The sequence below is a fragment of the Pseudaeromonas paramecii genome (assembly GCF_039540575.1).
In the GTDB taxonomy this organism is placed as follows: Bacteria; Pseudomonadota; Gammaproteobacteria; order Enterobacterales; family Aeromonadaceae; genus Pseudaeromonas; species Pseudaeromonas paramecii.
In genome coordinates this window covers 86,614-110,807 of record NZ_BAABFC010000006.1, presented here as the reverse complement: position 1 = coordinate 110,807, position 24,194 = coordinate 86,614, and the positions used below count along the sequence as shown (strand labels likewise).

The following is a 24,194-nucleotide window of genomic DNA, read 5'->3' as shown; positions in this document are numbered from 1 at the left end:
CAGCCCGAGGCCTACTCCTCGGGCTGCCCTTCCAGCCAGGCCCGTAATGCCACATTGGGGCTGAAACGCTCCCCCGCCTGGGCGGCCAACGCTGCCATTTGTGTCAGTAAGGTCTCGCCTCCCAGTTGCCCCATGGCGGCAAAGGGCCCGCCCAAGAAGGGCGGAAAGCCGATCCCCATCACGGCCGCCAGATCGCCTTCTTGGGCACTGCCGATCACCCCTTCGGCCAGGCACAGGGCCGCCTCGTTATACAGCGGGAACAGGCAGCGCCGCACCAGGGTTTGCCCATCCATGGGGGCAGCCTTGGGCAGATCCAACCGCGCCGGCAGGCGATCATCAACCCGCCGCTTGCCACCTCGGCCATCATAGCGGTAGAAGCCGGCCCCGCTCTTGCGCCCCTGCCGGCCAGCGGCTTGCAGCCTGGGCACCAGATCCGGCGGCTGCATCCGGTCGCCAAACGCCTCGGTCAACACCTGCGCCACCTTGGCCCCCACGGCAAATCCCACCTCATCCAGCAGCGCCAGGGGGCCTACCGGAAAGCCAAATTGCCGCAGACACTGATCTATGTGTGCCACCGCCTGGCCTTCGGCCAGCAGACGCAGCGCCTCATTCAGATAGGGGGTGAGAATGCGGTTGACGTAAAAACCGACACTGTCTTTGACCACCACAGGAGTCTTGCCCTGTGCCAGGGCCAGGGCCAGCACGGTGGCCACCACCTGGGGATCGGTGCCGGCATGGGGGATCACCTCCACCAGCGGCATCTTCTCCACCGGACTGAAATAGTGCAGCCCTATGATGCGCTCCGGGTGCGCGGCCTGGGCGGCCAGTTGCGCAATTGGCAGCGAGGAGGTGTTGCTGGCAAAGATGAGCGGCGTGCCCAGGGCTTCTATCTCCGCCACCATCTGCTGCTTGAGGGTCAGATCCTCAAATACCGCCTCCACCACCAACTGTCGGTTGGCAAAGCCGCGATAATCCAGGCTGCCGCTGTAGCGCGCCAGCAGGCGGCGCACCTGGGGCGGGCTTAGGCGCCCCTGGCGGGCCTGGGCCAGGATACGCTGCTTGCCATAGGCCATGGCCTGGGCAAGTCCCTCATGACTCAGCTCCTTGAAACGCACGTCCAACCCGGCCTGCTGCACGCTCACGAGGCCAATGCCGCCGCCCATCAGACCGCCCCCCAGCACGCCAATGGCACTGACCGGCAAGGGGCTCGCCTGCTGGTATTGCACCTGCTTGGCCTGCTGGCTGGCATGAAACAGCCCCCGCAGCGCCCGGCTTGGACCACTCATCAGCAGCTGACCAAACTGCCGGGCCTCCTCCTGCTGCCCCACCTCGGCCCCCTGCGTCAGTCCCAGCGTCACCGCCTGCAAAATGGCCGGGATGGCCGGATAATGCCCCTGACTCTGGCGCTGAGCTTGACGGCTGGCCAGCTTGAGCAAGAGAGGGCGCCAGGGCCAGCGCAGACTTTGCCGCGCCAGCCAGCGGGGCTTGGGCGCCGGCTGCCTCAGCAGGTCGGCCGCCACGCGGTGTAAGGACGCTACCGGCACCACAGCCTCCACCAGCCCCAGCCGCTTGGCCTGGCGGGGCTTGAGTGTGCGTCCGCTGAGCATCAGATCCAGGGCGGCAGGCAACCCGATCCGTGCTGGCAACCGCTGGGTGCCGCCCGAGCCAGGCAGCAGTCCCAGCTTCACCTCAGGCAGACCCAACCGGGTTTTGTCATCGTCGCTGCAGATCCGCCTGTCGCAGGCCAATGCCAACTCCAGCCCACCGCCCAGACAAGGACCATGGATCAGGGCCATGGTGGGGAATGGCAAGGCAGCCAGCCGCGCAAACAGCTGCTGCCCTTGGCTGGCCAACTCGCTCCCGGCCGCGGCGTCGGCGCAGGCGTCCAACATCTTGATGTCGGCCCCGGCGATGAAGCTGTCCGGCTTGCCAGAGCAGATGAGCAGCCCAGCCGGCGACTGATCGGCCAGCAGATCCAGCACGGCGGCAAATTCTGGCAGGAGCGCCATGTCCAGCACATTCATGCTTGCCCTGGGGTTGTCTATGGTCAGGATCAGCAGGCCATCGGGGCCCTCACTTAAGGTCAATGCCTGGTTCATCATGCCCCCTCCCATACCATGGCCACACCCAGGCCACCGGCGGCACAGGCACTGGTCAGTGCCAGGCCACCCCCGCGGCGTTGCAACTCCCGCAGGGTCTGGGTGATCATCCGCGCCCCGGTGGCGGCAAAGGGGTGGCCGTAGGCAAGGGAGCCACCCAGCACGTTGAATCGCTCGGCGGCAACCGGCGGCACGGGTTCCGCCAGCCCCAGGGTCTGAGTGGCATACCGCTCGTCCGATAGGCACTGCAGGGTACAGAGCACTTGGGCGGCAAAGGCCTCGTGCATGTCGACGAGCGTCAGCTCCTCCCAGCGGCAGCCGGCCAGCGCCAAGGCCTTGGGAATCGCCATGGCCGGCGCCAGCAGCAGATCCTCCTGCACCGTTTTGGCGGCAAAGGCCAGGCTGCGCAAGTAGCCTAGCGGCGTCAGTCCCTGGGCCCTGGCCAGGCTCTCCTTCATCAGCAGCACGGCGGCGGCGCCATCGGTCAGCGCCGAGGAATTGCCCGCCGTGATGGTGCCCCCCGGTCGCACAAACGCCGGCTTGAGGGCCTGATAATCCGCCAAGCGGGCCTCAGGGCGGATCAGGTTATCCTGAGTCAGCGGCGGCCCGTCCGCCAGCAGATGGCAGGGCGCCACTTCGTCATCCAACCAGCCCGCCGCCCAGGCCGCCGCCGCCTTCTGGTGCGAAGCCAGGGCATATTCGTCCTGGGCCTCGCGACCGATGCCATAGCGCTGGGCCATCTGTTCGGCACTCTGTCCCATGCTCAGGCCGGTGGCGTATTCGGCCACCGGCGGTGGCACCGGCTTGAAATGGCGTGGACGCAGCGTCTTCACCGCCTGCCAGCGCTGGCGCCAGCTGCGGGCTTTTTGCAGATCCAGCAGGGCCACGCTCAGGGGATCGCTCAGGCCGATGGGCAGCAAGGAGCACGAATCTGCGCCACCGGCGATGCCCGCCTGGCTCTGACCCAGCCAGATTGCCTGGGCCACATTGGCCACCGCCTGAAAGCTGGTGGCACAGGCGCGGCTGACGCTGTAGGCATCGGTGGTGGGAGGCAGGGGCGAGAGCAGGACGATCTCCCGGGCGATGTTGGGGGCGGCGGGCATCTGGATCACCTGCCCGAACACCAGCAGATCCACCAGCGCCGGATCCAAGTCCGAACGTCGGATCAGCTCATTGACCAAGGCCGAGCCCAGGGACAAAGCCGAGCAACCGCGATAGGCCGTTGCCTGTTTGGCAAAGGGAGTTCTGAGTCCCGCCACCAGGGCGATACGCTCATTTTTTACCGCTCGACTTGCCTGAGTCATGGTCAGACCTCCTACCCCTTGATTACTTAAGCTAGGTGTAGCTCATATTCTTCGCAGGCAATACTCGGCACGCCTCACATTGTGTCCGCCCTCGCCCCCCATCCACGAAAAATGCGTGTAGACTGCCCCCATCCGTTTCATAACTAAGATATTGAAATGCCGAAACAAGCGATCAATGCCGTGCGCAGTTACCTGCACCAGCAGGTACTGGGTCAACCGGAACTGGTGGAGGGGCTGATGATGGCCCTGCTGGCGGATGGGCATATCCTGGTGGAGGGCCCGCCGGGCCTGGCCAAGACCCGGGCGGTAAAGAGCCTGGCCCGTTGCATCGAGGGTCGCTTTCATCGCATTCAATTCACGCCGGATCTGCTGCCGGCCGATCTCACCGGCACCGACATCTATCGGCCGCAGGATGGCAGCTTTGTCTTCCAGCCCGGCCCCCTGTTCCACCATCTGTTGCTGGCGGACGAGATCAACCGGGCGCCGGCCAAGGTGCAAAGCGCCCTGCTGGAGGCCATGGGGGAACACCAGATCACCATAGGCCGCAAGAGCTACCAGCTGCCTGAGCTGTTCTTGGTGATGGCCACCCAGAACCCCATAGAGCAAGAGGGCACCTATCCGCTGCCCGAGGCCCAGTTGGATCGCTTCATGCTGCACCTGCAGCTGGATTACCCCGATGCCGCCACCGAGCTGGCCATACTGCGCCTCAATCACGATGAGAACCGCCATGCACAGGAGGCCGAGCCTCCCCGCCTCAGCCAGCAGGATCTGTTTACCGCCCGCAAGGCGGTGCTGGAGGTCGCCCTGGCCCCGGCGGTGGAAAACTACCTGGTGGCCCTGGTGATGGCGACCCGCCGACCCGCCGCCTACGATGCCGAGCTGGGACGCTGGCTGGCCTACGGTGCCAGCCCCCGCGCCACCATGGCCCTGGCCCGCTGTGCCCGGGTGCGGGCCTGGTTGGCCGGCCGGGAGTTTGTCACCCCGGATGATGTCCAGCATTGCGTCTACCCTGTACTGCGCCACCGTCTGCTGCTGAGCATGGAAGCCGAAGCCGACGGCATCGACAGCAACCAGGTGATTGAGCGCCTGTTGCAACGGGTTGTTGCCGCGTGAGTGACGATGGCATCCAGCTGAGCCTGGAGCAGCTGCTGCAGTGCCACCGGCTGGGCGGCATCCTGGCCGCCCGCTTTGGCGGTGGCCTGCGCCTGGGACAACACAGATCCCGTGGCAAAGGGCGCGGCATGGAGTTTGCCGAGGTTCGCCCCTATCAGCAGGGCGACGATGTGCGCACCATCGACTGGCGGATCACCGCCCGCACCGGCCGCACCCACACCAAGCTGTTTCGTGAGGAGCGGGACAGGGCCGTCTATCTGCTGCTGGATCTCTCCCCTGAGATGTATTTCGGCTCCCGTGGTCAACTCAAGGCCCGCCTGGCTTGCGAACTGGCGGCCGCCCTGGCCTGGCAGGCCCAGCAACACGGCGACAAGGTGGGCGGCCTGCTGCTGGTGGAGCAGTCGCGCATTCGCCTGGCGCCGGGGGGCAATCGCAAGGATGTGCTCATGCTGCTGAACCAGCTGCTGAGTGCCTATCAGCGCGGCTTGTCGCGCACCCCCCTGGCGACCCCCCTGGATCAGGGCCTCGCACAGCTTAACCTTGTCGTACGTCCCGGCAGTCAGATCCAGGTGATCAGTGATTTTTACCGGCTGGCCAACGAGGGCTGGCACTGGCTGCGCCGGCTGAACCGCCAGCATGAGGTGCGCTGTTGGCAGGTGCGGGATCAGCTGGAACTGCAGTTGCAAGGCCAGGGGCATCTGGCGGTGGACAACCTGCGCCAGCAGGGGATGATCCATGCCAGTGATCCCCAGTTTGTCCGCCACTACCAGCAGGTTGGCCACTTCCGTCAGCAACAGCTGCGTCTGCAGCTACGCAGCAGCTGTAGCCAGCTGTTTGAGCTGGATGCCAGCCTCACGCTGCCAAGCCAGTTGCGGGGGCTATGATGGGCTTTCCCTTGCAGCAACTCAGAGACATCCATGAAGCCCCGCTCCCCGATGGCGCCATGCCCAGCGGTGAGTTCTGGCTGCTGTTGGCCAGCCTGACCCTCTGCGGCCTGTTATTACTCTGGCTGGCGGTGAGGCTGTACCGTCAGCGGGCCTGGTGGCGCCATTACCTGATCTGGCGCCAGTTGCAGCGCACCGATAACCTGACGGCGCTGGCCATCAACCAGTTCCTCAAATCCCTGCTGCTGTGTTATCGGCCCCGGGAAGAGATAGCCGCGCTCACAGGGCCGGCCTGGCTTCTTTATCTGGATCAGCTGGGCCACACCCGCTTCAACCAGTTCGCCGCCCAGTGGGAGGCCTGGCTCTACGGCGGTCACCCCCTCACGCCGCCAGCGCGTGGGGCCCTGCTGACTCAATGCCACCTTCTCTTGTTTGCCTTGCGGAGACAGATCCCATGCTGATCCTCGCCTGGCCCTGGTTGCTGGGGCTCGTGTTGTTGCCCCTGCTGGTACGGCGCCGCCTGCGGGCCGTCCCCTCCATGCTGGGGGATCCCCTGGTGATCCCCACCCTGCCCTATGTGAGCGAGCGCCCGGTGGCGGCGCACCGCTGGCAACCCCTGCTGCTGATGATGGCCTGGCTCTGCCTGTGCCTGGCCCTGTCACGGCCCCAGTGGTTGGGCGAGCCGGTGGCCCTGGAGCAGGCCCATCGCGACCTCCTGCTGGCGGTGGATCTGTCCGACAGCATGCGCACCCAGGACATGGTGCTCAAGGGGGCACCGGTGGATCGCCTGAGCGTGGTCAAACAACAGCTGACCCAGTTCGTCAACCGTCGGCAAGGCGATCGCATGGGATTGATACTGTTTGCTGACCATGCCTATGTGATGATGCCCCTGTCCGCCGATCACGCCACCCTGGCCCAATTTATCGATGAGCTGGACTTTGGCCTGGCCGGCCATCTCACCGCCATCGGCGAAGCCATCGGCCTCAGTCTCAAGCGCCTGGAGCAGCAGCAAACCCAGCGGAAGGTGCTGATCCTGCTGAGTGACGGCCGGGATACGGTGGAGACACTGCCGCCGCTCACCGCCGCCACCCTGGCCGCCCAGGCGCAGATGCGCATCTACACCATAGGGCTGGGTGCCGAAGACCCGGAAGATCCCGAAGGCAGCAACAGCGATCTGGATGAACAGACCCTGACGCGGATCGCCGCCGTCACCGGAGGGCAATATTTTCGCGCCCGGGATCCCGACAGCCTGGCGCAGATCTACCGGGCCATCGACGAACTGGAGCCCAGCGAGATCAGCGCCCGCTTCTATCAGCCGCGGCAGGAGCTCTACCCCTGGCCCCTGGCGCTGGCCTTGACCCTCTGCCTGCTACTGCTAGTGAGGCGCCTGCATGAGTGATCTGGTGTTGTTGCGCCCCTGGTGGCTGTTGGCCCTGCTGCCCCTGGGACTGCTGTACTGGCAGCGCAAGCGGCTGCTCTTTCGCCGGCAGGATCTGATCCGGCCCAGTCTGCTGGCCTACCTGAGCCCGGAGGCGGCCAGCCCACAGTCCCGCCGGCGCCATCGTTGGCCCTGGTTGGCGGCCCTGCTGGCCCTGCTGGCGTTAAGCGGGCCGGCCGTCCAGAAAAACGATGCCTTGTATGAACAGGAGCAGTCCTGGTACTGGTTGCTGGATGTCTCCCATTCCATGCTGGCCGACGACCTGCCCCCGTCGCGCCTGATCCGCAGCCGCTACAAGCTGCTGGAGCTGTTGGAGCTGGCCCCCACCGCCAAGGTGGGCCTCATCGCCTTCGCCGGCGATGCCTTTGTCATCAGCCCGGTGACCGACGATCACGACACCTTGCGCCACATGCTGCGGGAGCTGGAACCGGGCGTCATGCCCCAGGCCGGCTCGGATCCGGTGGCGGCGGTGCGCCTTGGCCTGCGCCAGTTGACCCAGAGCCAAACGCTACGGGGGCGCCTGCTGCTCATCACCGACAACCTCACCGCCGCCCAGGCACAGGCCATCCGCCAGTTGATGGCCAACCAGCCCTGGCCGCTGGATCTGCTGGTGGTGGGCACCCCTCCCGGCGCCGCCATTCCCCTGGCGGATGGCCGCCTGCTGCGCAATGCCCAGGGGCAACTGGTGATTGCCAAGACAGACTACATTCAGTTGCAACAACTGGCCGACCAGGTGGGCGGTACCCTCTATCGCCTGGATGGTGATGAGAGTCAGTGGGCACGACTGCTGCGCCCGGATGCCGGCCAACGCCGCGGTGCACCGGTTGGTCGCCAGCAGGTGGATCTTGGCTACTGGCTGCTGTTACCCCTTATCGGCCTGGCCTTGATGTTCCGCCGCGGGCTGCTGTGGCTCTGCCTGCTGACACTGTTGGGACCGGTTTTGCCCAGACCGGCCATGGCGGATGAGGGCATCGCCCTGTACCAGGCCCAGCGCTATGCCGAGGCCGCGCAACATCTTGACGATCCCCTCTGGCGCGGCAATGCCTTCTACCGGGCGGGTAACTACCAGGCTGCCCTGGGGGCGTATGGACTGCTGGACGGGGCCCAGGCTCGGTTCAACAGTGGCAATGCGCTGGTGCAGCTGGGCCGCTATCAGGAGGCGTTAAGTGCCTATGATGCGGCCTTGGCGCTGGACGCCAACCATTTTGATGCGCGCTTCAATCGCGACCTGGTGGCCAACTGGCTGGCCAATCAAGATCAACACAGTGGTGAGGCCCCCCAGCCACAAGACAGCTCGCAACAGGATACGGATCCCCTCAAGGTGGTGGCCGAGGCACCGGGCAACCTGATGAAAAACCGTCTGCGGCTGCAGGCGACCAAGCGCCCCAGCCGATTGCAGGAGGAGCCCTGGTGAACCGCTGGTTACTGATGCTGCTGATGCTGAGCCTGCCCCTGCAGGCCGCCACCCGGCTCAGCCTCTCGCCGCCCCCCTATCGGTTAGGTCAAAGCCTGCAATTGACGCTGCAGGCGGAGGGACTGCTGCCCGCCGAAGCCCTGGATATCAAGCCGCTGTTTGCCAGCTTCGTCATCGGCCAGCTGCGCTGGCAGCAGGATCCGCAGCGCCAGAGTACGCAATGGCTGATCCCCCTCGTCCCCCGGCTCAGCGGTACCGTGGAACTACCCGCCCTGCAGGTCGGCCAGGAGCGCACCGCTGCCCAACCGCTGCAGATCGATTTGCCCCCTGCCCCCCGGCTGCCAAACCTGAACCGACAGGCTGCCCAACTGCAGGGACAACTGAGCCGTGATCACGCGCTGGTGGGGCAACCCCTCATCTATGAAGCCCGGATCTGGATGCACCCCGGGGTGCAGATGGCCAGCCTCACGGCCCCCAGCCTGGAGGGCGCCAACATCTCACTGCTGGGCGAGGACGAGCAAACCAGCGAGCTGATCCAGGGGCAACGAGTCTTGAGTCTGCTGCGCCGCTATCTGGTGGTACCCGAGGTGCCCGGCGAGGTACGCGTCTTTGGTGCTCAGGCCCAGGGGGAAGAGCTGGAGGATGCACAAGGTTTGCAACTCAAGGCCAGCCCGCTGCGGCTTGAGGCTGCCGCCCAAACCCTCAAGGTCACAGCCTTGCCGGCCGATGCGCCCGAGCTGGTGGCCAATGCGGTGAATCTAAGCCAGCACTGGGAGCCGGCCCAGGGGCCCTATCGCCAGGGCGATCCCATCATTCGGGTGCTGACGCTGGAATTGGTGCAGGCGGATCCGCGGCGCGTGCCCACCTTGGATCTGCCGCAACAGGCCGGCCTGCGCAGCTATGAAGATGGACAACAGACGCAGATCACCCTGCAAGGCGGCGAACTGCAGATCCGGCAGACCCTGCGGCAGGCGCTGATCCCGGTGGCCGGCGGCGACCTTTCGCTGCCCGCCGTAGAAATCACCTGGTGGAACGCACTCACACAGCAATCAGAAACCAGCCGCCTGCCGGCCATTAGCCTGCCGGTCCTGGCACTGCCTGCCGTCACATCGGCGACCCAAGACAGGCCAGCCCCCACCGTTTCTTTGGCCTGGTGGGGCGTCCTGCTGCCGCCCCTGCTGGCACTGTGGTGCTGGCGGCGCCGGGACAGGCTCCCCAAGCCCCGTTGGCTGGCGCTCCTCTGGCACAGCCTGAGTCTGCTCCAGGCCAGCCGCCAACCGGACGCCCGGCACCTGCACGCCTGCCTGCTGGCCTGGGCCAGATGGCGTTGGCCGCAGACGCCGCCGACCTGTGTTGAAGCGCTGCCTTGCTATGCCGATTTCGCCACCCAACTGGATCCGCTGCTGGCGGCTTGTTTCGCCAATCGCCCCACCGATTGGCGCTGGTCGCTCGACGTGACCCGCCGCCTGCTGATCTGGCAGGGGGGAAACAGCCGGCAATCCGAGGGGTTGAACCCGAACGCCCTCGACTAAATAGATTCGCTTGGTTCCCAAACAGGCATCGTCTTCACATTTTTACATTCACAGAGTGCGATAGCCTGCTTTTTAACCGCTGGTCTGATTTCCCACCAGTCAGCCCCCCCGTACAATCGCGCCTCCTGTTAATGATTATCAAGTTGTGAACCGATAATGCAAAAGACCAAGCTTGCGACTGTTGCCCTCGCCGTCTCTGCCAGCCTGTTGGCCGGCGGCGTTCAGGCCGCTGCGTTCAACCTCAACGAGCACTCAGCCTCTGGCTTGGGTCGCGCCTTTGCTGGCGAAGCCGCCATCGCGGACAATGCCGCCGTGCTGGCCCGCAACCCGGCCGCAATGACCCGCTTCGAGCGCGCCGAGATCAGTGTGGCGGCCACCTATGTGGCACCCAATGTAGACTTGCAAGGCAACGGTGATGCCCTGGGTGGACTGGTGTCCTCCAGCAGCCTGGATGCCAGCAATGTGGCCCCGTCTGCGACCATTCCGGCCTTCTACTATATCCAGCCCATCAATGCACAATGGGCCGTCGGCCTGGGCCTGTTCTCCAACTTCGGTCTCTCCACCGAATATGATGAGAACTATGTTGCCGGGGCCCTGGGTGGCAAGACCGAGCTGACCACCTACAACATCAATCCCAATGTGGCCTATAAGCTCAACGATCAGTGGAGCCTGGGGGCCGGGATCAGTGCCATCTATGCCGATGCCAGTCTGGTGCGCCGTGCCGGCGCCCTGGCCTACCTCAATCCGGCACTGTCTACCGATACCGCCATCGTGGATCTGAAAGGGGACACCTGGGCCTGGAACTGGAATGCCGGCGTCCTGTACGAATACAACGCGGCCAACCGCTTCGGCCTGAGCTATCGCTCCGGCACCACCTTGAAGCTGGAAGGTGAATATTCCGGCAGCAGCACCGCCTTTAACAAGGTGCCTGGCAAGCTGGATCTGGAACTGCCCGCCATCGCCGAGTTCTCAGGCTATCACCTGCTCAATCCGCAATGGGCCCTGCATTACTCTGTGCAGTGGACCGACTGGAGCGTGCTCAAAGAATTGCGGGCCACCAGCGATCAGTGCAGCGGCGACTGCTTCCAAAAGGATCTGGAGTTCCACGACAGCTGGCGTTATGCCATCGGTGCAAGCTGGTATCTGGACCCGCAGTGGACGCTGCGCGCCGGTCTGGCCCTGGATCGCCAGGCGGCCTACCACGTGATCAGCATCCCAGATACCGAGCGCCTCTGGTATAGCCTGGGCGCCAGCTACCAGGTCAATGAGGATTTGAGCCTGGATCTGGGCGTCGCCTACCTGCAAGGGGATGATACCCAGCTGCAAGAGAGCATCGCCACTGGCGTGGACGTAAACTACCGCACGAGTGCGTCTGCCTGGCTCACCTCACTGCAAATGAACTACCGCTTCTAAGCCCTTATGACCACCGGTGTTTTTCCGCCGGTGGTCTGTTTTTTGAGATTTGTGACAGCAGCGAATTATTGTATCTAGCACAGTTGCAGCCCCCTTCTGCCACTGTTACTTTGCCGACTTGAGTTCCTCGGATCAGCTCCCGGGCTGATCGTTTAGCACCCTGGTCGTCTATGTATTCATTTGTTGCCCGTCAACCCATTCTTAATCGTCAGCAGCAGCCAGTTGCCTACGAACTCCTGTTTCGTCAAGGGTTGGAAAACGTCTTCCCCAACATCAGTCCAGAGCAAGCCACCAACAAACTGATTGCCGAGCAGTTCCTCACCCAGCCCATAGAACACCTGATTGGCGATCACCCTTGTTTCATCAACTTTCCCGAGAGTCTGCTGCTGCAAGGACTGGCCGATAGTCTGCCCACCGATAAGGTGGTGATAGAAATCCTGGAGACGGCCACCCCCGATGCCCCCCTGCTGCAGAAGGTGCAACAGATGAAGCAACAGGGCTATCGCATCGCGCTGGATGACTTCACCCTGGATGCCCGCTGGCAGCCGTTTTTGCCCTATATCGACATCATCAAGTTTGACTGGCGAACCAGTCCGGTGGAGGAGATCCGCCAGTTTATCGATAGCCACAGCCACCTGAAGCTGCAATATCTGGCGGAGAAAGTCGAAGATCAGGCCGAATTTGAAGCCGCCATGGCCATGGGTTGTCACTTCTTTCAGGGCTATTTCTTCAGCCGTCCCGAGGTGGTGCAACAAAAGACCCTCAATGCCAGCCAGCTGACCCTGATGCGCCTGCTCAAGGAGGTGAACAAGGAGGAGCCGGATTTTGACCGCATCGAGGCGCTGCTGAGCAGCGATGTCAGCCTCTCCTACAAGTTGCTGCGTTACGTCAACAACATGCGCTATGGTGCCGGCAAGCCGATAACCTCGTTCCGCCAGGCCGCAGTTTTTCTGGGCAACCGCGAGCTGCGCCGGTTTGTCTCCTTGGTCACCACCACCAGCGTGGGCGAGCATAAGAGCCCGGAGCTGTATCATATGTGCCTGGTGCGCGCCCGCTTCTGCGAGCTGCTCTCCTTGCATCGGCCGCAGTGGACCAATCCGTCCGAGGCCTTCCTGTGTGGCCTCTTTTCCTTGCTGGAGGCCCTGCTGGAGCAGAGTTTCGAACACCTGCTGCAGGATGTACCTGTCTCGGCGGCCATAGTGCAGGCCCTGGTGCACAACCGCGGTGAGCTGGCCTTCTATCTGGCCTTTATCCGGGACTATGAAGCAGCTAACTGGCCACGCATCGCCAAGCGGGCGGAGAAGATGGGATTGAATGAAGCAGAAGTGGCTCGCCTCTACCTGGAGGCGAACCAGTGGGCCAACCTGCTCAGTCAGCCGGAGAAGTGACCGCGGGGTAGGCCTGCCCCGCCAGAAAGTGCTTGCGGCACAGGGAGACGTAGCGATCCGCATCGCCGATCTCCACTTGTGCCCCTTCCCGCACCACGTGTCCCCCCTCGCCCACCCGGGCATTCATGTGTGCCTTGTTGCCACACCAGCAGATGCTCTTGAGCTCTTCGACCTTGTCCGCCAGACATAAGAGGTGATAGGAGCCATCAAACAGCTCACCGCGAAAATCCGTCTTGAGCCCGTAGGCAATCACGGGGATCCGCAGCTCATCAACGATCTGAGCCAGCTGATATACCTGGGCCCGGGTCAGAAACTGGGCCTCATCCACGATAAAGACATCGGGTCGGCCAGGGCTCTGAGCCAACAGCGCAAACAGATCCGTCTGCTCGGTGAAGACAGGCACCTTCAGCTCCAACCCCACCCGGGCGGTGATCACTCCCACGCCAAAGCGATCGTCAATGGCAGGGGTCATGGCCAAGGGCGTCATGCCCCGCTCCAGATAGTTAAAATGGGCCTGAATAAGCTGGGTGGATTTGCCGGAATTCATGGCGGCAAATTTATAGTGCAGGGATGCCATGTTGCTCCTTGAGTACGACGCAAGGGCCGCATGATGTCAAAAAAAAGGGCGCCCGTCAGCCACGGGCGCCCGATTGAGATGATGAGGCTCAGGCCGGTTGCAGCACAGCCCGCCGCCCCCACCACAGCAGGCAAGGCAGCAAGACTAGGCCCGTCACCGCCAGCCCCAGCAAGGCCGAGCCGCTAAAGCCCAGCGCCAGGTAACCCAGCACAGAGGCCAAGGCGATCAAGAGTGCATAAGGCAACTGGGTCACCACATGGTCCATATGATGACAACCGGCACCGGTAGAAGAAAGGATGGTGGTGTCCGAGATGGGGGAGCAGTGATCGCCAAACACCGAGCCTGCCAACACCGCGGAGAGCATGGGCAGCAGCAGGCTAGGCTCGCTGGCCATGGCCAGATCCCCCGCCAGCGGCAGCATGATGCCAAACGTGCCCCAGCTGGTACCGGTTGAAAAGGCCATGATACCAGCCAGCACAAACAGCATGGCCGGCAGCAATGCCACCGACGGTCCGGATTGGGTGAGCGATGCCAGGTACTTACCCGTCTCGATGTCGCGGATCACGGCACCGATAGCCCATGCCAGGATCAGGATGCGGATGGCTGGCCACATGGCCAGCAGCCCTTGTTTGAGGGCCAGGCCCCAGTGGGCCAGCGGCAACCCCAGGCGCAAGGCCAAACCACAGGCCACCAGCAGGGCGCTTGCCCCGCCCTTAACCAGTGACAAGCCAACATCGGTATTCTCCAGCGCCTTCAACAGTGAGAAGGCCGTGCCATCGGCGGCCAGCTTGCTCGCCCCGCTCGAGATCATGAAGAACACTGTGGCCACTACCAGGGTAACGATGGGCCAGGCCAAGTCCTTGACCTGCCCCCGTTCGGACTCCGGCAGCTCGGCAGAGGCCCCCGGCGGTATGCCACGGGCGGCATCGAACAGCTGCCCCTGGGCGGCGGCCGCCTCATGACGGGCCATGCTGCCCAGATCCAGATCCCGCAACACCACCACTGCCACCATCAGCAGCGTAAAGACGGCATACAGGTTCATGGGGGCCATGGCCACGAAGGTCGCCAGTGGGCTATGACCGGTAAGGCCATGGGAGGCCAGAATGCCGCCGATCAAGGCGATGATATAGGCCCCCCAGGAGGAGACCGGCATCAAGACGCAAACAGGGGCCGCCGTCGAATCCAGCAGGTACGCCAACTTGGCGCGAGAGATGCCATGCCGATCCGTCACCGGCCGGCAGATGGTGCCCACCGCCAAGCTGTGAAAGTAGTCATCAATGAAAAACAAAAAGACCAGCAGCCCCGTCATCATCTTGGCCTGCCGACGGCTGCGGATCCGCTGCTCGGCCCATAGGGCAAAGGCCCTAGTCCCCCCAGAGATAGCCATCAGGCTGATTAAGCACCCCAGCAGCAACAAAAAACCGATGATATTGAGATTCCAGCTGTTCCAGCTCTCCTCACTCCAAACGATGTTGATAAATTTGTCGGCCAGATATTGGGTCGTAGCACCAGGGGCGCCCATATTTAACAGCATGGCACCGGCCAGTATCCCGACGCCAAGGGAAAGCAAAACCCGCCGCGTGGTAATGGCCAACGCCACCGCCAGTAACGGGGGCAGTAGGGACAGCACAGAATCAGAATATTGGGCTAAAGCCATGATCTCATATCACCTATATCTAGGCGGAGATCTACAGAAGAGGGATGCAAAAGCAACCTGCTAGGCAGGTGATATACAGAACCCCTTCGGTAGCGCTCCATAGTGTTCAACTATGACAGTGCCGTTCCTTTTCGAAACGGCCCCAGCAGGCGATGATGATGCATACACCCACTTCGGCGTCGACTCCTTTCCCGGAACTTCACAGGAATCACCCTCTGAACCGGTACTTTTAGGCAACGCGCCTCTACTAAAGGTAAATCGCAGTGATTCTATCCACTAAAGCAGCGGTGTCAAGATAATCATGCTAGCAAAATCAAGTCTCACATGAATCGCATTTCTGGGTTAATGCCAATTGAATTTATTAAGTTAATATCTACGAGACTTTATTAAGAGTGAATCCTTGACTAATTAATATATTGTTTATAAATTTCGTTTAAATCCCCGCATAACACCTATCTGAGAGTTTTGATCATGTCTGAATTTCTGAAAGTTTTAATGAACATTCGCAGCTTGCGCGCTGCGGCACGCGAAGTCTCACTAGAACAGCTTGAAGAAGGACTTGAAAAGCTGACCGCTGTGGTAGAAGAACGCCGCAATGAGGAAGCTAGCCAGCGCGAGGCCCAAGAGGAGCGCAAGCGCAAGATCAACCAATATATGGACATGCTTCGCGCCGATGGCATAGATCCGGTTGAACTCAAAGAATTGATGGGCGACATTGAAAAGCCGGCAGGCAAACGCGCTCCTCGCCCGGCTAAATATCGTTATACCGATGAAGCTGGCCAAGAGAAGACCTGGACCGGTCAAGGTCGTCAACCGGTTGCTATTCGCACGCACATTGAAGCCGGTGGCAAGCTCGAAGATTTTCTCATCGAGAAGAACTAATTTTTATTTCGTCATTAAGGCCGCAATTGCGGCCTTATTTTTTACAGTCGAACACCCATGCCCCTCATTGAGCATCGCCCCCCACAAATATTCAGACGACGGCATATCGACATCATCTTGATGCTGGGTTTTTCGCTGTCGCTGATACTGTTGCAGCTGATCCACAGTCAGGTGATGGATTTAGCCTATCAACGGCAGGCCATTCTCCACGGCGCCTGGTGGCGGCTCATGACCGGTGGGCTGGTGCATAGCAACAGCCTGCATCTGTTGATGAACCTCATAGGCTTGCTGCTGATCAGTTGGATTTACCGCCCCAGTTGCAACCTGCTACAGCAAGTTGGCTGCTTGCTGCTTCTGGTGCCCTTGATCAACCTGACCATCTTGGGCTTCGATGCCCATCTCAACCGGTATGTCGGACTATCCGGGGCCCTGCACGGCCTGTTCTGTTACGGAGCCCTGAGCAGTCTGCGCAGAGGAGATCGGCAGCAGATCTATTGGCTGCTGGGGCTGCTGATCAAATTAATATGGGATCACTGGCATCAGGATGGCATCACCGCCGGTCTGATCGGGGTGGCCGTCTATGATGGCGCCCATTGGCTGGGCGCACTGTTTGGTCTCTTGCTGGGGGGGGCTCAGTGGCTCAGATCAGGCTGGCGTTAATGGCTTGCAAGGTGGCAACGGGATCTACCGCCTGAGTGATGGGGCGCCCTATCACCAAATAATCCGCCCCGACAGCAACCGCCTCGGCTGGCGTCAATACCCGACGCTGATCGCCCTGCTCACTTCCCGCCGGCCGTATCCCCGGGGTGACCAGTAAGAACTCGGCTCCCAGTCGCGCCTTGAGCAATTGAGCCTCCTGTGCCGAACACACCACCCCGTCCAACCCGGCCTGGTGGGTCAGACTGGCCAATCGCAATACTTGCTCCTGCGGTGCCAGATCGAGCCCTATCTGGGCCAGATCCCCTTGTTCCATGCTGGTCAGCACGGTGACGGCTATCAGTTTGGGCGCTCGCGCCCCATAGGGTACCAAGGCCGCCTTGGCGGCTTCCATCATCCGCAGACCACCGCTGGCATGCACGTTGACCATCCACACGCCCAACTCGGCGCTGGCCGCTACCGCCTTGGCCACCGTATTGGGAATATCGTGAAACTTGAGATCAAGAAATACATCGAAGCCCTTGCCCACCAACTGGCGCACGAACTGAGGGCCAAACAGGGTGAACATCTCTTTGCCCACCTTAAGACGACAGAGGCTGGGATCCACCTTTGCCACAAATGCCAGGGCAGCGGCCTCGTCCGCATAATCTAGCGCCACAATCACCTTGGGATCTGTCATAACTACTCCTGCTTTTATTCCCCATCCAAACCACGGATGGGCTTGATGGTGCCCCACCCCTTACAGGAGGGACATTGCCAAAAAATCACGCGGGACGAGAAACCGCAACGCCGGCAGCGATGCACCGGCTTGACGTTGATCTGTTCCTGTACCAAAGAGGCCAGCAAACCGAGGCTTTCTCTCGCCTCCTGGCTTCTGGCCTCGGCCAATTGATAACGGATCAGTCGATGAAACCCCTTCATGGTGGGATGGCGTTTCAGCTCGTCCAGCACCAGCTGTTCCGCCGCTGCGCGGCCCAGCAACTTTTCTTGTTCATCGGCCAGGGCCAATAGCACACTGGCGGCATGGGTCTGTTGCAGCCACTGCTGCAGTATCACCCCCAGCTCGGTTTCATCCTGCTCGCTCAGGCATTCCAGCAGCAGAGGGAGCGCCTCAGGGGCAAAGTCAGCGTCCAGGGTCGGCAGGGGTTGCAATGTCTCGATGGCCAAGTCGGCATTGTGCTGCTGCCAATAGGCCCGGGCCAGCATGAGTCGCGCCCGAATACAGTGATCGTCCGTCTGCAAGGCACGCTTGAGCTTGTAGATAGCCTTCTTCTGTTCCTGGGCCTTAAGCAACTGTTCGGCTTGCTCGCAATAAAAATGGGCGATGGACGGAATCACCTTGTTTCCCAGCTTGCGCTTGCTGCGCTCGGCCACCGCAATGGCCTTGTCCCATTCCCGCATCTGCTGATAGATGTCGATTAGCAGATTAGCGGCAGACTCTTCATGTTCTGAGTCTTTAACAAGTTCAGGCAGTATGCTCTCTGCCCGGTCCAATAAGCCGGCAGCAATAAAATCCCGCGCCAACTCCAGCATGGCTAGATTGCGCTGTTCATAGGTTAAATGGGGACGGGCTACCAGGTTCTGGTGAATACGGATTGCGCGCTCCACTTCACCTCGTTGGCGAAACAGATTGCCGAGTGCCAGGTGAGTTTCGAGTGTTTCCTCATCCACCTGTAACATCTCGATAAAGAGATCCACGGCCTTGTCGGGTTGTTCGGAGAGCAAAAAGTTAATCCCGGCAACATAGTTCCGGGAGAGTTTGTGGCCTAGATTTTCTTTGTCTAGCCTGGCGCTTCGCTGGCCCATATACCAGCCATAAGCGACGGCTATTGGCAACAACAGGAACAGCAGTTCCAGCATGTGAAGATTATTCCTTGCCTAACTGGCCCCGGAGGCTATTGAGTTCCTTGGCCTGGCGTTGCAGTTGTTTTTGCAGCTTTTGCTGACGAAATTGCTGGCGAAAATACCCCCAGGACCAGACCAGACTCGCGAAGGCAAAACCGCCCAGAAAGACCAGGGCGAGCAGTGTGGAAAGATAGAATTCACCGCGGGCGATCAGGAAATTAACGCGGACGAGCTGGTTGTTTTCTGCCCCCAGCGTTAAGGCGATGGCACACACGACCACCACCACGAAAATAATAGCCAGATTACGCATGCAAAGACGTCCTCAGATAAACGAACCCAAACCCGGTGCGGTTGCTGAACCGCCGTTTATCAAGCAAGGTTCACGCGCTCTCTGAGCTCCTTGCCGGGCTTGAAGTGAGGCACCGACTTGCCTTGCAGCTCCACCTTCTCCCCGGTCTTGAGATTACGACCCACTCGTGGGGCCCGATAATGGAGAGAAAAACTACCAAAGCCACGGATTTCAATCCGCTCACCGACCTGCAATGTGGAAGCCATTTGTTCCAAGATCTCACGAATGGCCGCCTCCACCTCTTTGGCAGATAAATGCAATTGCTTGCTGGCAAGGCGCTCAATCAAATCGGATTTGGTCATAGCGAGGCTCCTGTATATGTCGAGGGCAAACAATGGTCTTAAAAAAAGGGCGGTCAAGACCGCCCTTTTTGTGCCGAAGGGGAACTTATTCGCCCTTGGCAGCCTTGAACGCTTCGGCCATGGCGTTGGTGAAGCCAACATCATCTTGTTGTTGGTTCAGAGTATCGATCGCAGCCTTCTCGTCAGCTTCGTCCTTAGCACGGACAGACAGGCTAACGGTGCGGTTCTTGCGGTCTACACCCATGAACTTGGCTTCAACGTCATCACCCACGGACAGAACCAGAGAGGCATCTTCCACGCGATCGCGGGAAACGTCGGAGGCACGGATGTAACCTTCTACGCCTTCTTCCAGCTCGATAGTGGCGCCCTTGGCATCAACGGCGGTTACCTTACCGGTAACGATAGCACCTTTCTTGTTGTCAGACAGGTACTTATTGAAGGGATCTTCTTCGATCTGCTTCACGCCCAGGGAGATGCGCTCGCGCTCCGGATCCACTTGCAGAACAACGGCTTCGATTTCGTCGCCCTTCTTGAATTCGCGAACGGCGTCTTCGCCGGAAGCGTTCCAAGAGATGTCAGACAGGTGCACCAGACCATCGATGCCACCGTCCAGACCGATGAAGATACCGAAGTCGGTGATGGACTTGATCTTACCAGCAACGCGGTCGCCCTTGGCATGGCTTTCAGCAAACTGCTGCCACGGGTTGGCCTTGCACTGCTTCAGACCCAGGGAGATACGACGACGCTCTTCGTCGATGTCCAGAACCATGACATCAACCAGATCGCCCACGTTAACAACCTTGGACGGGTGGATGTTCTTGTTGGTCCAGTCCATTTCAGACACGTGAACCAGGCCTTCCACGCCTTCTTCGATTTCAACGAAGCAGCCGTAATCGGTCAGGTTGGTCACGCGGCCAGACAGACGGGCACCTTCCGGATAACGCTTGGCAATAGCCACCCACGGATCTTCGCCCAGTTGCTTCAGACCCAGGGATACACGGGTACGCTCGCGGTCGAACTTCAGCACCTTGACGTTGATTTCGTCGCCCACGTTGACGATCTCGGAAGGATGCTTAACGCGCTTCCAAGCCATGTCGGTGATGTGCAGCAGGCCGTCAACGCCGCCCAGATCCACGAAGGCACCGTAGTCGGTCAGGTTCTTGACGATACCCTTAACTTCCATACCTTCTTGCAGGTTGGCCAGCAGGCTGTCGCGCTCGGTGGTGTTTTCGGTTTCGATCACGGCACGGCGAGAAACCACAACGTTGTTGCGCTTCTGGTCCAGCTTGATGACCTTGAACTCCAGCTCTTTGCCTTCCAGGTGGGCAGTGTCGCGCACCGGACGCACGTCAACCAGAGAACCGGGCAGGAAGGCACGGATGTTGTTCACTTCAACGGTGAAACCACCCTTGACCTTGCCGTTGATCAGGCCGGTAACGGTAGCCTGTTCTTCGTAGGCCTTCTCCAGTTGCAGCCAGGCTTCGTGGCGCTTGGCCTTTTCGCGGGACAGTTGAGTCTCGCCGAAACCATCTTCAACGGAGTCCAGAGCCACATCAACGTAGTCACCCACGTTGATTTCCAGCTCGCCTTGGCTGTTCTTGAACTGTTCGGCCGGGATGGCAGATTCAGACTTCAGACCGGCGTCAACCAGAACGATACCGTTCTCGATGGCGACAACCAGGCCCTTAACGATGGCGCCCGGACGGGTTTCGAGTTGTTTCAGAGACTCTTCAAAGAGCTGAGCAAAAGATTCAGTCATGTTAGATTAAGGTTTTAAAGTTAACATCCACATGGCAATCCGGCCGATGCGGGGTTGTTTCAGTAAGTCTTTTTCATCCTTGAGAAAGACACCGAACCGGACTAGTGCCCGGCGCGAAGTTTAGTTTCAGCGTAAGACAAAACCCGCTCAACCACCTCATCAATGCTCATCTGGGTGGAGTCCACCACCAGGGCATCGTCGGCGGGTTTGAGCGGCGCTACGGGGCGGTTCCGATCCCGGTCGTCCCGTTCTTTTATCTCGGCTAAAAGGTGCTCAAAGTTAACATCAAAGCCCTTGGCCTGCAACTGTTTACAGCGCCGGTTGGCTCGCTCCTCGGCACTGGCATCCAGGAAGATTTTGACCTGGGCATCCGGGAACACCACAGTGCCCATATCACGCCCATCGGCGATGAGGCCTGGGTCGTTGCGAAAGGCCCGTTGGCGGCGCAACAGGGCCTCCCGGACCGCCGGGTAAGCCGCGACCTTGCTGGCGGCATTTCCCGTCTGCTCGGTTCTGAGCTGCTCGGAGACCACCTCCCCTTCCAGCACCACCTTGACGCCGTCCGCCGTGGGCGTGAACTGGACGTCCAGATGTGACGCCAGCGCCATCAGAGCCCCTTCGTTCTCCAGATCCACCTCGTGATGCAAGGCCGCCAGCGCCAACACTCGGTAGATGGCGCCGGAGTCCAGCAGATGCCAGCCTAGGTGTTGCGCCAGCCGTTGACAGACGGTGCCTTTGCCGGCCCCGCTCGGCCCATCTATGGTGATGACAGGTGCCAAATCCGCCATGGGATTCCCCTTTCAATTGGATTGCCAAACAATGAGATTTCTCCCGACGGGAGAAAAGCGCGCGCAGTATACCCTAAGGGGGTCGGAGGGGGCACGATGATCGCCAGGAAAGACCGGCAAATGGAATCAACTATTGCCACCGGCGGATAAATACGGTGAAAATCCCCCATTACCCATGGCGCACACAGACGCCGTTTGCAGTTGAAGTCTTCAGAGGTTTTCCATGAGCAGTGTTACCCTCGTCGCCCAATCCAAACTTCCCACCCCCTGGGGCATCTTCACCCTGGTGGGCTTTGAAGAAATGGCCACTGGCAAGGATCACGCCGCCCTGGTCATGGGGGATGTGACCACGAATGAGCCCGTGTTGGCCCGCATCCATTCTGAATGCCTGACCGGCGATGCCCTGTTCAGCCTGCGCTGTGACTGCGGCTTTCAGCTGCAAGCCGCTCTGGAGCGCATCGCTAAGCAAAAGCGTGGCGTGCTGCTGTATGTCCGCCAGGAAGGTCGTGGCATTGGCCTGCTCAACAAGATCCGCGCCTATCACCTGCAGGACCAGGGTGCCGACACCGTGGACGCCAACGTGGCCCTGGGCTTTGCCGCCGATCTGCGGGACTACACCATCTGTGCCGACATGCTGAAGGCCCTGGGGGTCAATCAGGTGGATCTGATGACCAACAACCCCCGCAAGATCAAATCCTTGCAAAAGCTCGACGTCCAGGTCCATGCCCGGGTACCCCTGCAGGAGGGGCGCAACCCCTACAACAACTTCTACCTCAACACCAAGGCGGGCAAGTTGGGCCACATGTTGGAGCAGGATGACAAGGAGGCCTGAACGGCCGCCCTCTCCAGCCTGGCAGGCTTGGCTAAGTTGGCCAGATAGCAACAAGGCGAGGTTTCCCTCGCCTTGACTGTTTTTACGTCCCTGCCACAGGTAGTTAGTGGTGCAGGATTTGGCTCAAGAACAGCTTGCTGCGCTCGGACTGCGGGTTGTTGAAGAACTCCTCCGGGGTGTTCTCCTCCACAATCTGGCCGCGGTCCATGAAGATCACCCGATCGGCCACCTGCTTGGCAAAACCCATCTCGTGGGTCACGCACAACATGGTGATCCCCTCATTGGCCAGCTCCACCATGACATCCAGCACCTCACGCACCATCTCGGGATCCAGCGCCGAGGTCGGCTCGTCGAACAGCATCACCTGCGGACTCATGCACAGACTGCGGGCAATGGCCACCCGCTGCTGCTGACCACCGGAGAGCTGCCCCGGGTACTTGTGGGCCTGATCCGGAATGCGCACCCGTTCCAGGTACTTCATGGCCAGGGCCTCAGCCTCCTTGCGGGGGGTCTTCTTGACCCAGATGGGCGCCAGGCAGCAGTTCTCCAGCACCGTCAGGTGCGGGAATAGATTGAAGTGCTGGAACACCATGCCCACATCCCGCCGCACGTGCTCTATGTTGCGCAGATCGCCGGTGAGCTTGGTGCCCATCACATTGATATCACCGGCCTGATGCTCCTCCAGCCGATTGATGCAGCGGATCATGGTGGACTTGCCGGAGCCGGACGGCCCACAGATGACGATCTTCTCGCCGCGGCGCACCTGCAGGTTCACCTCCTTGAGCACATGGAACTCGCCATACCATTTGTTGACGTCTTTGAGCTCGACCACGATGTCATTTTTTTGCGTGTTCATGGCGTAATCCTTAATGCTTGTGACCGGTATGCAGCTTCTGTTCAAGGAACAGGGAGTAGCGGGACATACCAAAACAGAAAATCCAGTAAATCAGGCCGATAAAGACATAGGCCTCGACGGAATAACCCAGCCAGTTGGGATCGGCGAGCCCCGCCTTGCCTACTGCCAGCAGATCAAACAGCCCTATGATGGTCACCAGGCTGGTGTCCTTGAACAGATCGATGAAGGTGTTCACCAGCGAGGGGATGGTGATCTTGAGGGCCTGGGGCAGGATGATGAGTGCCATGGACTTCCAGTAGCTCAGCGCCAGCGACTCCCCCGCCTCATATTGCCCCTTGGGAATGGCCTGCATGCCACCGCGGATCACCTCGGCGATGTAGGAGGACTGAAACAGTACTATGCCGATCACCGCCCGCAGCAGCTTGTCCAGCTCCACCTCGGCGGACAGGAACAGCGGCAGCATCACAGAGGCCATAAACAGCACAGTGATGAGGGGCACCGCCCGCCAGAACTCGATAAATACCACGCACAGGCTGTGGATCACCGGCATCTTGGATCGCCGCCCCAACGCCAGCAAGATGCCGAGGGGCAAGGCGCCGCAGATGCCCACGGTAGCCAACAGCAGGGTCAGCATCAGGCCGCCCCAGTAGTGGGTGTCCACCACTGTGAGGCCAAGGCCGCCGTGCAGCAACCAGAGCACCAGCAAGGGGAAGGGCACGAAGAAGAACAGGGCGATCCAGCCCTTAGCCGGTGTCTTGGGATAGAGCAAGGCGGCCACCAGCAGAGCACTGACGGCAAAGACGATGTCCACCCGCCAGCGCTCGGCTTCGGGATAGAAGCCATAAATAAACTGGGAAAACCGGGTGTTGATAAACACCCAGCAGGCACCACCGGACTCACAAGCCTCGCGGCTGCTGCCCACCCAGTCGGCCTGAATAAGGCTCCACTGGATCAGATGCCACAAGGATGGCACCACCAGATAGAGCAACACCAGAGTCAGAATGCCGTTGGTCCAACTGGAAAACAGATTACGTCTGAGCCAGCTCACCAGCCCCCCTTGGCGACCGGGGGCCGGCTTGGCATCAATAGTGTCGAATACGGCCAT

At 60.8% G+C, this 24,194-nt stretch carries 23 protein-coding genes and 1 riboswitch; of the genes, 11 read left to right on the top strand and 12 right to left on the bottom strand.

Going from position 1 to position 24,194, the window contains the following annotated elements:
• Positions 1-11: 11 nt before the first annotated feature.
• Complete coding sequence (locus ABD847_RS04580; RefSeq protein ID WP_345010515.1) at positions 12-2,099, bottom strand: 3-hydroxyacyl-CoA dehydrogenase NAD-binding domain-containing protein; 2,088 nt, start codon at positions 2,097-2,099, stop codon at positions 12-14.
• Positions 2,099-3,403: an acetyl-CoA C-acyltransferase FadI gene (gene fadI / locus ABD847_RS04575; protein WP_345010514.1), complete on the bottom strand. Its 1,305-nt coding sequence runs from the start codon at positions 3,401-3,403 to the stop codon at positions 2,099-2,101. The genes ABD847_RS04580 and fadI overlap by 1 nt, the downstream gene beginning before the upstream one ends.
• Positions 3,404-3,559: 156 nt before the next feature.
• Here fadI and ABD847_RS04570 point away from each other — a divergent pair, with 156 nt between their 5' ends.
• From ABD847_RS04570 to ABD847_RS04535, 8 genes are all read left to right on the top strand, one after another.
• Positions 3,560-4,516, top strand: a complete 957-nt coding sequence (locus ABD847_RS04570; RefSeq protein ID WP_345010513.1) for an AAA family ATPase — start codon at positions 3,560-3,562, stop codon at positions 4,514-4,516.
• On the top strand, positions 4,513-5,400 hold the full coding sequence (locus ABD847_RS04565) for a DUF58 domain-containing protein (RefSeq protein WP_345010512.1): 888 nt from the start codon (positions 4,513-4,515) through the stop codon (positions 5,398-5,400). The genes ABD847_RS04570 and ABD847_RS04565 overlap by 4 nt, the downstream gene beginning before the upstream one ends.
• On the top strand, positions 5,397-5,861 hold the full coding sequence (locus ABD847_RS04560) for a DUF4381 domain-containing protein (RefSeq protein WP_345010511.1): 465 nt from the start codon (positions 5,397-5,399) through the stop codon (positions 5,859-5,861). The genes ABD847_RS04565 and ABD847_RS04560 overlap by 4 nt, the downstream gene beginning before the upstream one ends.
• Positions 5,855-6,799, top strand: a complete 945-nt coding sequence (locus ABD847_RS04555) for a VWA domain-containing protein (RefSeq protein ID WP_345010509.1) — start codon at positions 5,855-5,857, stop codon at positions 6,797-6,799. Before ABD847_RS04560 ends, ABD847_RS04555 begins: the two co-directional genes overlap by 7 nt.
• On the top strand, positions 6,792-8,252 hold the full coding sequence (locus ABD847_RS04550) for a VWA domain-containing protein (RefSeq protein WP_345010507.1): 1,461 nt from the start codon (positions 6,792-6,794) through the stop codon (positions 8,250-8,252). The genes ABD847_RS04555 and ABD847_RS04550 overlap by 8 nt, the downstream gene beginning before the upstream one ends.
• Positions 8,249-9,784, top strand: coding sequence for a hypothetical protein (locus ABD847_RS04545; RefSeq protein ID WP_345010505.1), 1,536 nt, complete (start codon positions 8,249-8,251; stop codon positions 9,782-9,784). The genes ABD847_RS04550 and ABD847_RS04545 overlap by 4 nt, the downstream gene beginning before the upstream one ends.
• Before the next feature lie 156 nt (positions 9,785-9,940).
• Positions 9,941-11,197, top strand: coding sequence for an outer membrane protein transport protein (locus ABD847_RS04540; protein ID WP_345010503.1), 1,257 nt, complete (start codon positions 9,941-9,943; stop codon positions 11,195-11,197).
• 170 nt (positions 11,198-11,367) lie between these two features.
• The gene (locus tag ABD847_RS04535; protein WP_345010501.1) at positions 11,368-12,585 is read left to right on the top strand and encodes an EAL and HDOD domain-containing protein; all 1,218 of its coding nucleotides are present in this window, start codon (positions 11,368-11,370) and stop codon (positions 12,583-12,585) included.
• Here the strand turns inward: ABD847_RS04535 and ABD847_RS04530 are convergent.
• Entirely contained in the window at positions 12,566-13,162 is a 597-nt protein-coding gene (locus tag ABD847_RS04530; protein ID WP_345010499.1) for a thymidine kinase, read from the bottom strand. The two genes, ABD847_RS04535 and ABD847_RS04530, sit on opposite strands and share 20 nt — an antisense overlap.
• An 88-nt stretch (positions 13,163-13,250) precedes the next feature.
• Positions 13,251-14,819, bottom strand: a complete 1,569-nt coding sequence (locus ABD847_RS04525; protein WP_345010497.1) for a Na+/H+ antiporter NhaC family protein — start codon at positions 14,817-14,819, stop codon at positions 13,251-13,253.
• An 82-nt stretch (positions 14,820-14,901) separates the two neighbouring features.
• A riboswitch (Lysine riboswitch) is annotated at positions 14,902-15,074 on the bottom strand.
• Between the two features lie 216 nt (positions 15,075-15,290).
• On the opposite strand from ABD847_RS04525, the gene ABD847_RS04520 reads away from it, so the two are divergent.
• Together ABD847_RS04520 and rrtA are read left to right on the top strand one after the other, a co-directional pair.
• Positions 15,291-15,701: an H-NS family histone-like protein gene (locus tag ABD847_RS04520; protein WP_345010495.1), complete on the top strand. Its 411-nt coding sequence runs from the start codon at positions 15,291-15,293 to the stop codon at positions 15,699-15,701.
• 120 nt (positions 15,702-15,821) lie between these two features.
• On the top strand, positions 15,822-16,361 hold the full coding sequence (gene rrtA / locus ABD847_RS04515; RefSeq protein ID WP_345010493.1) for a rhombosortase: 540 nt from the start codon (positions 15,822-15,824) through the stop codon (positions 16,359-16,361).
• Here the strand turns inward: rrtA and pyrF are convergent.
• From pyrF to cmk, 6 genes are all read right to left on the bottom strand, one after another.
• Positions 16,342-17,037 (bottom strand): orotidine-5'-phosphate decarboxylase, encoded by a 696-nt coding sequence (pyrF, locus tag ABD847_RS04510; protein WP_345010491.1) that lies wholly within the window; start codon positions 17,035-17,037, stop codon positions 16,342-16,344. The two genes, rrtA and pyrF, sit on opposite strands and share 20 nt — an antisense overlap.
• A 14-nt stretch (positions 17,038-17,051) precedes the next feature.
• On the bottom strand, positions 17,052-18,218 hold the full coding sequence (gene lapB, locus ABD847_RS04505) for a lipopolysaccharide assembly protein LapB (protein ID WP_345010489.1): 1,167 nt from the start codon (positions 18,216-18,218) through the stop codon (positions 17,052-17,054).
• Between the two features lie 7 nt (positions 18,219-18,225).
• Positions 18,226-18,513, bottom strand: a complete 288-nt coding sequence (locus ABD847_RS04500; protein WP_345010487.1) for a lipopolysaccharide assembly protein LapA domain-containing protein — start codon at positions 18,511-18,513, stop codon at positions 18,226-18,228.
• Positions 18,514-18,572: 59 nt separating this feature from the next.
• Entirely contained in the window at positions 18,573-18,854 is a 282-nt protein-coding gene (gene ihfB, locus ABD847_RS04495) for an integration host factor subunit beta (protein ID WP_345010485.1), read from the bottom strand.
• Positions 18,855-18,939: 85 nt separating this feature from the next.
• The gene (gene rpsA / locus ABD847_RS04490) at positions 18,940-20,613 is read right to left on the bottom strand and encodes a 30S ribosomal protein S1 (RefSeq protein ID WP_345010483.1); all 1,674 of its coding nucleotides are present in this window, start codon (positions 20,611-20,613) and stop codon (positions 18,940-18,942) included.
• A 101-nt stretch (positions 20,614-20,714) separates the two neighbouring features.
• A complete protein-coding gene (cmk, locus tag ABD847_RS04485) occupies positions 20,715-21,401 on the bottom strand; it encodes a (d)CMP kinase (protein ID WP_345010481.1) in 687 nt (228 codons plus the stop codon).
• 223 nt (positions 21,402-21,624) lie between these two features.
• Between cmk and ribA the strand changes: the two genes are divergently transcribed.
• Positions 21,625-22,233 (top strand): GTP cyclohydrolase II, encoded by a 609-nt coding sequence (gene ribA / locus ABD847_RS04480; RefSeq protein WP_345010479.1) that lies wholly within the window; start codon positions 21,625-21,627, stop codon positions 22,231-22,233.
• Between the two features lie 103 nt (positions 22,234-22,336).
• Here ribA and ABD847_RS04475 read toward each other — a convergent pair whose 3' ends face one another.
• On the bottom strand, positions 22,337-23,089 hold the full coding sequence (locus tag ABD847_RS04475) for an amino acid ABC transporter ATP-binding protein (protein WP_345010477.1): 753 nt from the start codon (positions 23,087-23,089) through the stop codon (positions 22,337-22,339).
• A gap of 10 nt (positions 23,090-23,099) precedes the next feature.
• Positions 23,100-24,194: an amino acid ABC transporter permease gene (locus ABD847_RS04470; RefSeq protein WP_345010475.1), complete on the bottom strand. Its 1,095-nt coding sequence runs from the start codon at positions 24,192-24,194 to the stop codon at positions 23,100-23,102.

Excerpts from the sequence above, each read along its gene's own strand:
- ABD847_RS04580 (WP_345010515.1), bottom strand. The coding sequence starts at position 2,099 with ATGAACCAGGCATTGACCTTAAGTGAGGGCCCCGATGGCCTGCTGATC.
- fadI (WP_345010514.1), bottom strand. The coding sequence starts at position 3,403 with ATGACTCAGGCAAGTCGAGCGGTAAAAAATGAGCGTATCGCCCTGGTG.
- ABD847_RS04570 (WP_345010513.1), top strand. The coding sequence starts at position 3,560 with ATGCCGAAACAAGCGATCAATGCCGTGCGCAGTTACCTGCACCAGCAG.
- ABD847_RS04560 (WP_345010511.1), top strand. The coding sequence starts at position 5,397 with ATGATGGGCTTTCCCTTGCAGCAACTCAGAGACATCCATGAAGCCCCG.
- ABD847_RS04555 (WP_345010509.1), top strand. The coding sequence starts at position 5,855 with ATGCTGATCCTCGCCTGGCCCTGGTTGCTGGGGCTCGTGTTGTTGCCC.
- ABD847_RS04550 (WP_345010507.1), top strand. The coding sequence starts at position 6,792 with ATGAGTGATCTGGTGTTGTTGCGCCCCTGGTGGCTGTTGGCCCTGCTG.
- ABD847_RS04540 (WP_345010503.1), top strand. The coding sequence starts at position 9,941 with ATGCAAAAGACCAAGCTTGCGACTGTTGCCCTCGCCGTCTCTGCCAGC.
- ABD847_RS04535 (WP_345010501.1), top strand. The coding sequence starts at position 11,368 with ATGTATTCATTTGTTGCCCGTCAACCCATTCTTAATCGTCAGCAGCAG.
- ABD847_RS04530 (WP_345010499.1), bottom strand. The coding sequence starts at position 13,162 with ATGGCATCCCTGCACTATAAATTTGCCGCCATGAATTCCGGCAAATCC.
- ABD847_RS04525 (WP_345010497.1), bottom strand. The coding sequence starts at position 14,819 with ATGGCTTTAGCCCAATATTCTGATTCTGTGCTGTCCCTACTGCCCCCG.
- ABD847_RS04520 (WP_345010495.1), top strand. The coding sequence starts at position 15,291 with ATGTCTGAATTTCTGAAAGTTTTAATGAACATTCGCAGCTTGCGCGCT.
- rrtA (WP_345010493.1), top strand. The coding sequence starts at position 15,822 with ATGCTGGGTTTTTCGCTGTCGCTGATACTGTTGCAGCTGATCCACAGT.
- pyrF (WP_345010491.1), bottom strand. The coding sequence starts at position 17,037 with ATGACAGATCCCAAGGTGATTGTGGCGCTAGATTATGCGGACGAGGCC.
- lapB (WP_345010489.1), bottom strand. The coding sequence starts at position 18,218 with ATGCTGGAACTGCTGTTCCTGTTGTTGCCAATAGCCGTCGCTTATGGC.
- ABD847_RS04500 (WP_345010487.1), bottom strand. The coding sequence starts at position 18,513 with ATGCGTAATCTGGCTATTATTTTCGTGGTGGTGGTCGTGTGTGCCATC.
- ihfB (WP_345010485.1), bottom strand. The coding sequence starts at position 18,854 with ATGACCAAATCCGATTTGATTGAGCGCCTTGCCAGCAAGCAATTGCAT.
- rpsA (WP_345010483.1), bottom strand. The coding sequence starts at position 20,613 with ATGACTGAATCTTTTGCTCAGCTCTTTGAAGAGTCTCTGAAACAACTC.
- cmk (WP_345010481.1), bottom strand. The coding sequence starts at position 21,401 with ATGGCGGATTTGGCACCTGTCATCACCATAGATGGGCCGAGCGGGGCC.
- ribA (WP_345010479.1), top strand. The coding sequence starts at position 21,625 with ATGAGCAGTGTTACCCTCGTCGCCCAATCCAAACTTCCCACCCCCTGG.
- ABD847_RS04475 (WP_345010477.1), bottom strand. The coding sequence starts at position 23,089 with ATGAACACGCAAAAAAATGACATCGTGGTCGAGCTCAAAGACGTCAAC.
- ABD847_RS04470 (WP_345010475.1), bottom strand. The coding sequence starts at position 24,194 with ATGGCCGTATTCGACACTATTGATGCCAAGCCGGCCCCCGGTCGCCAA.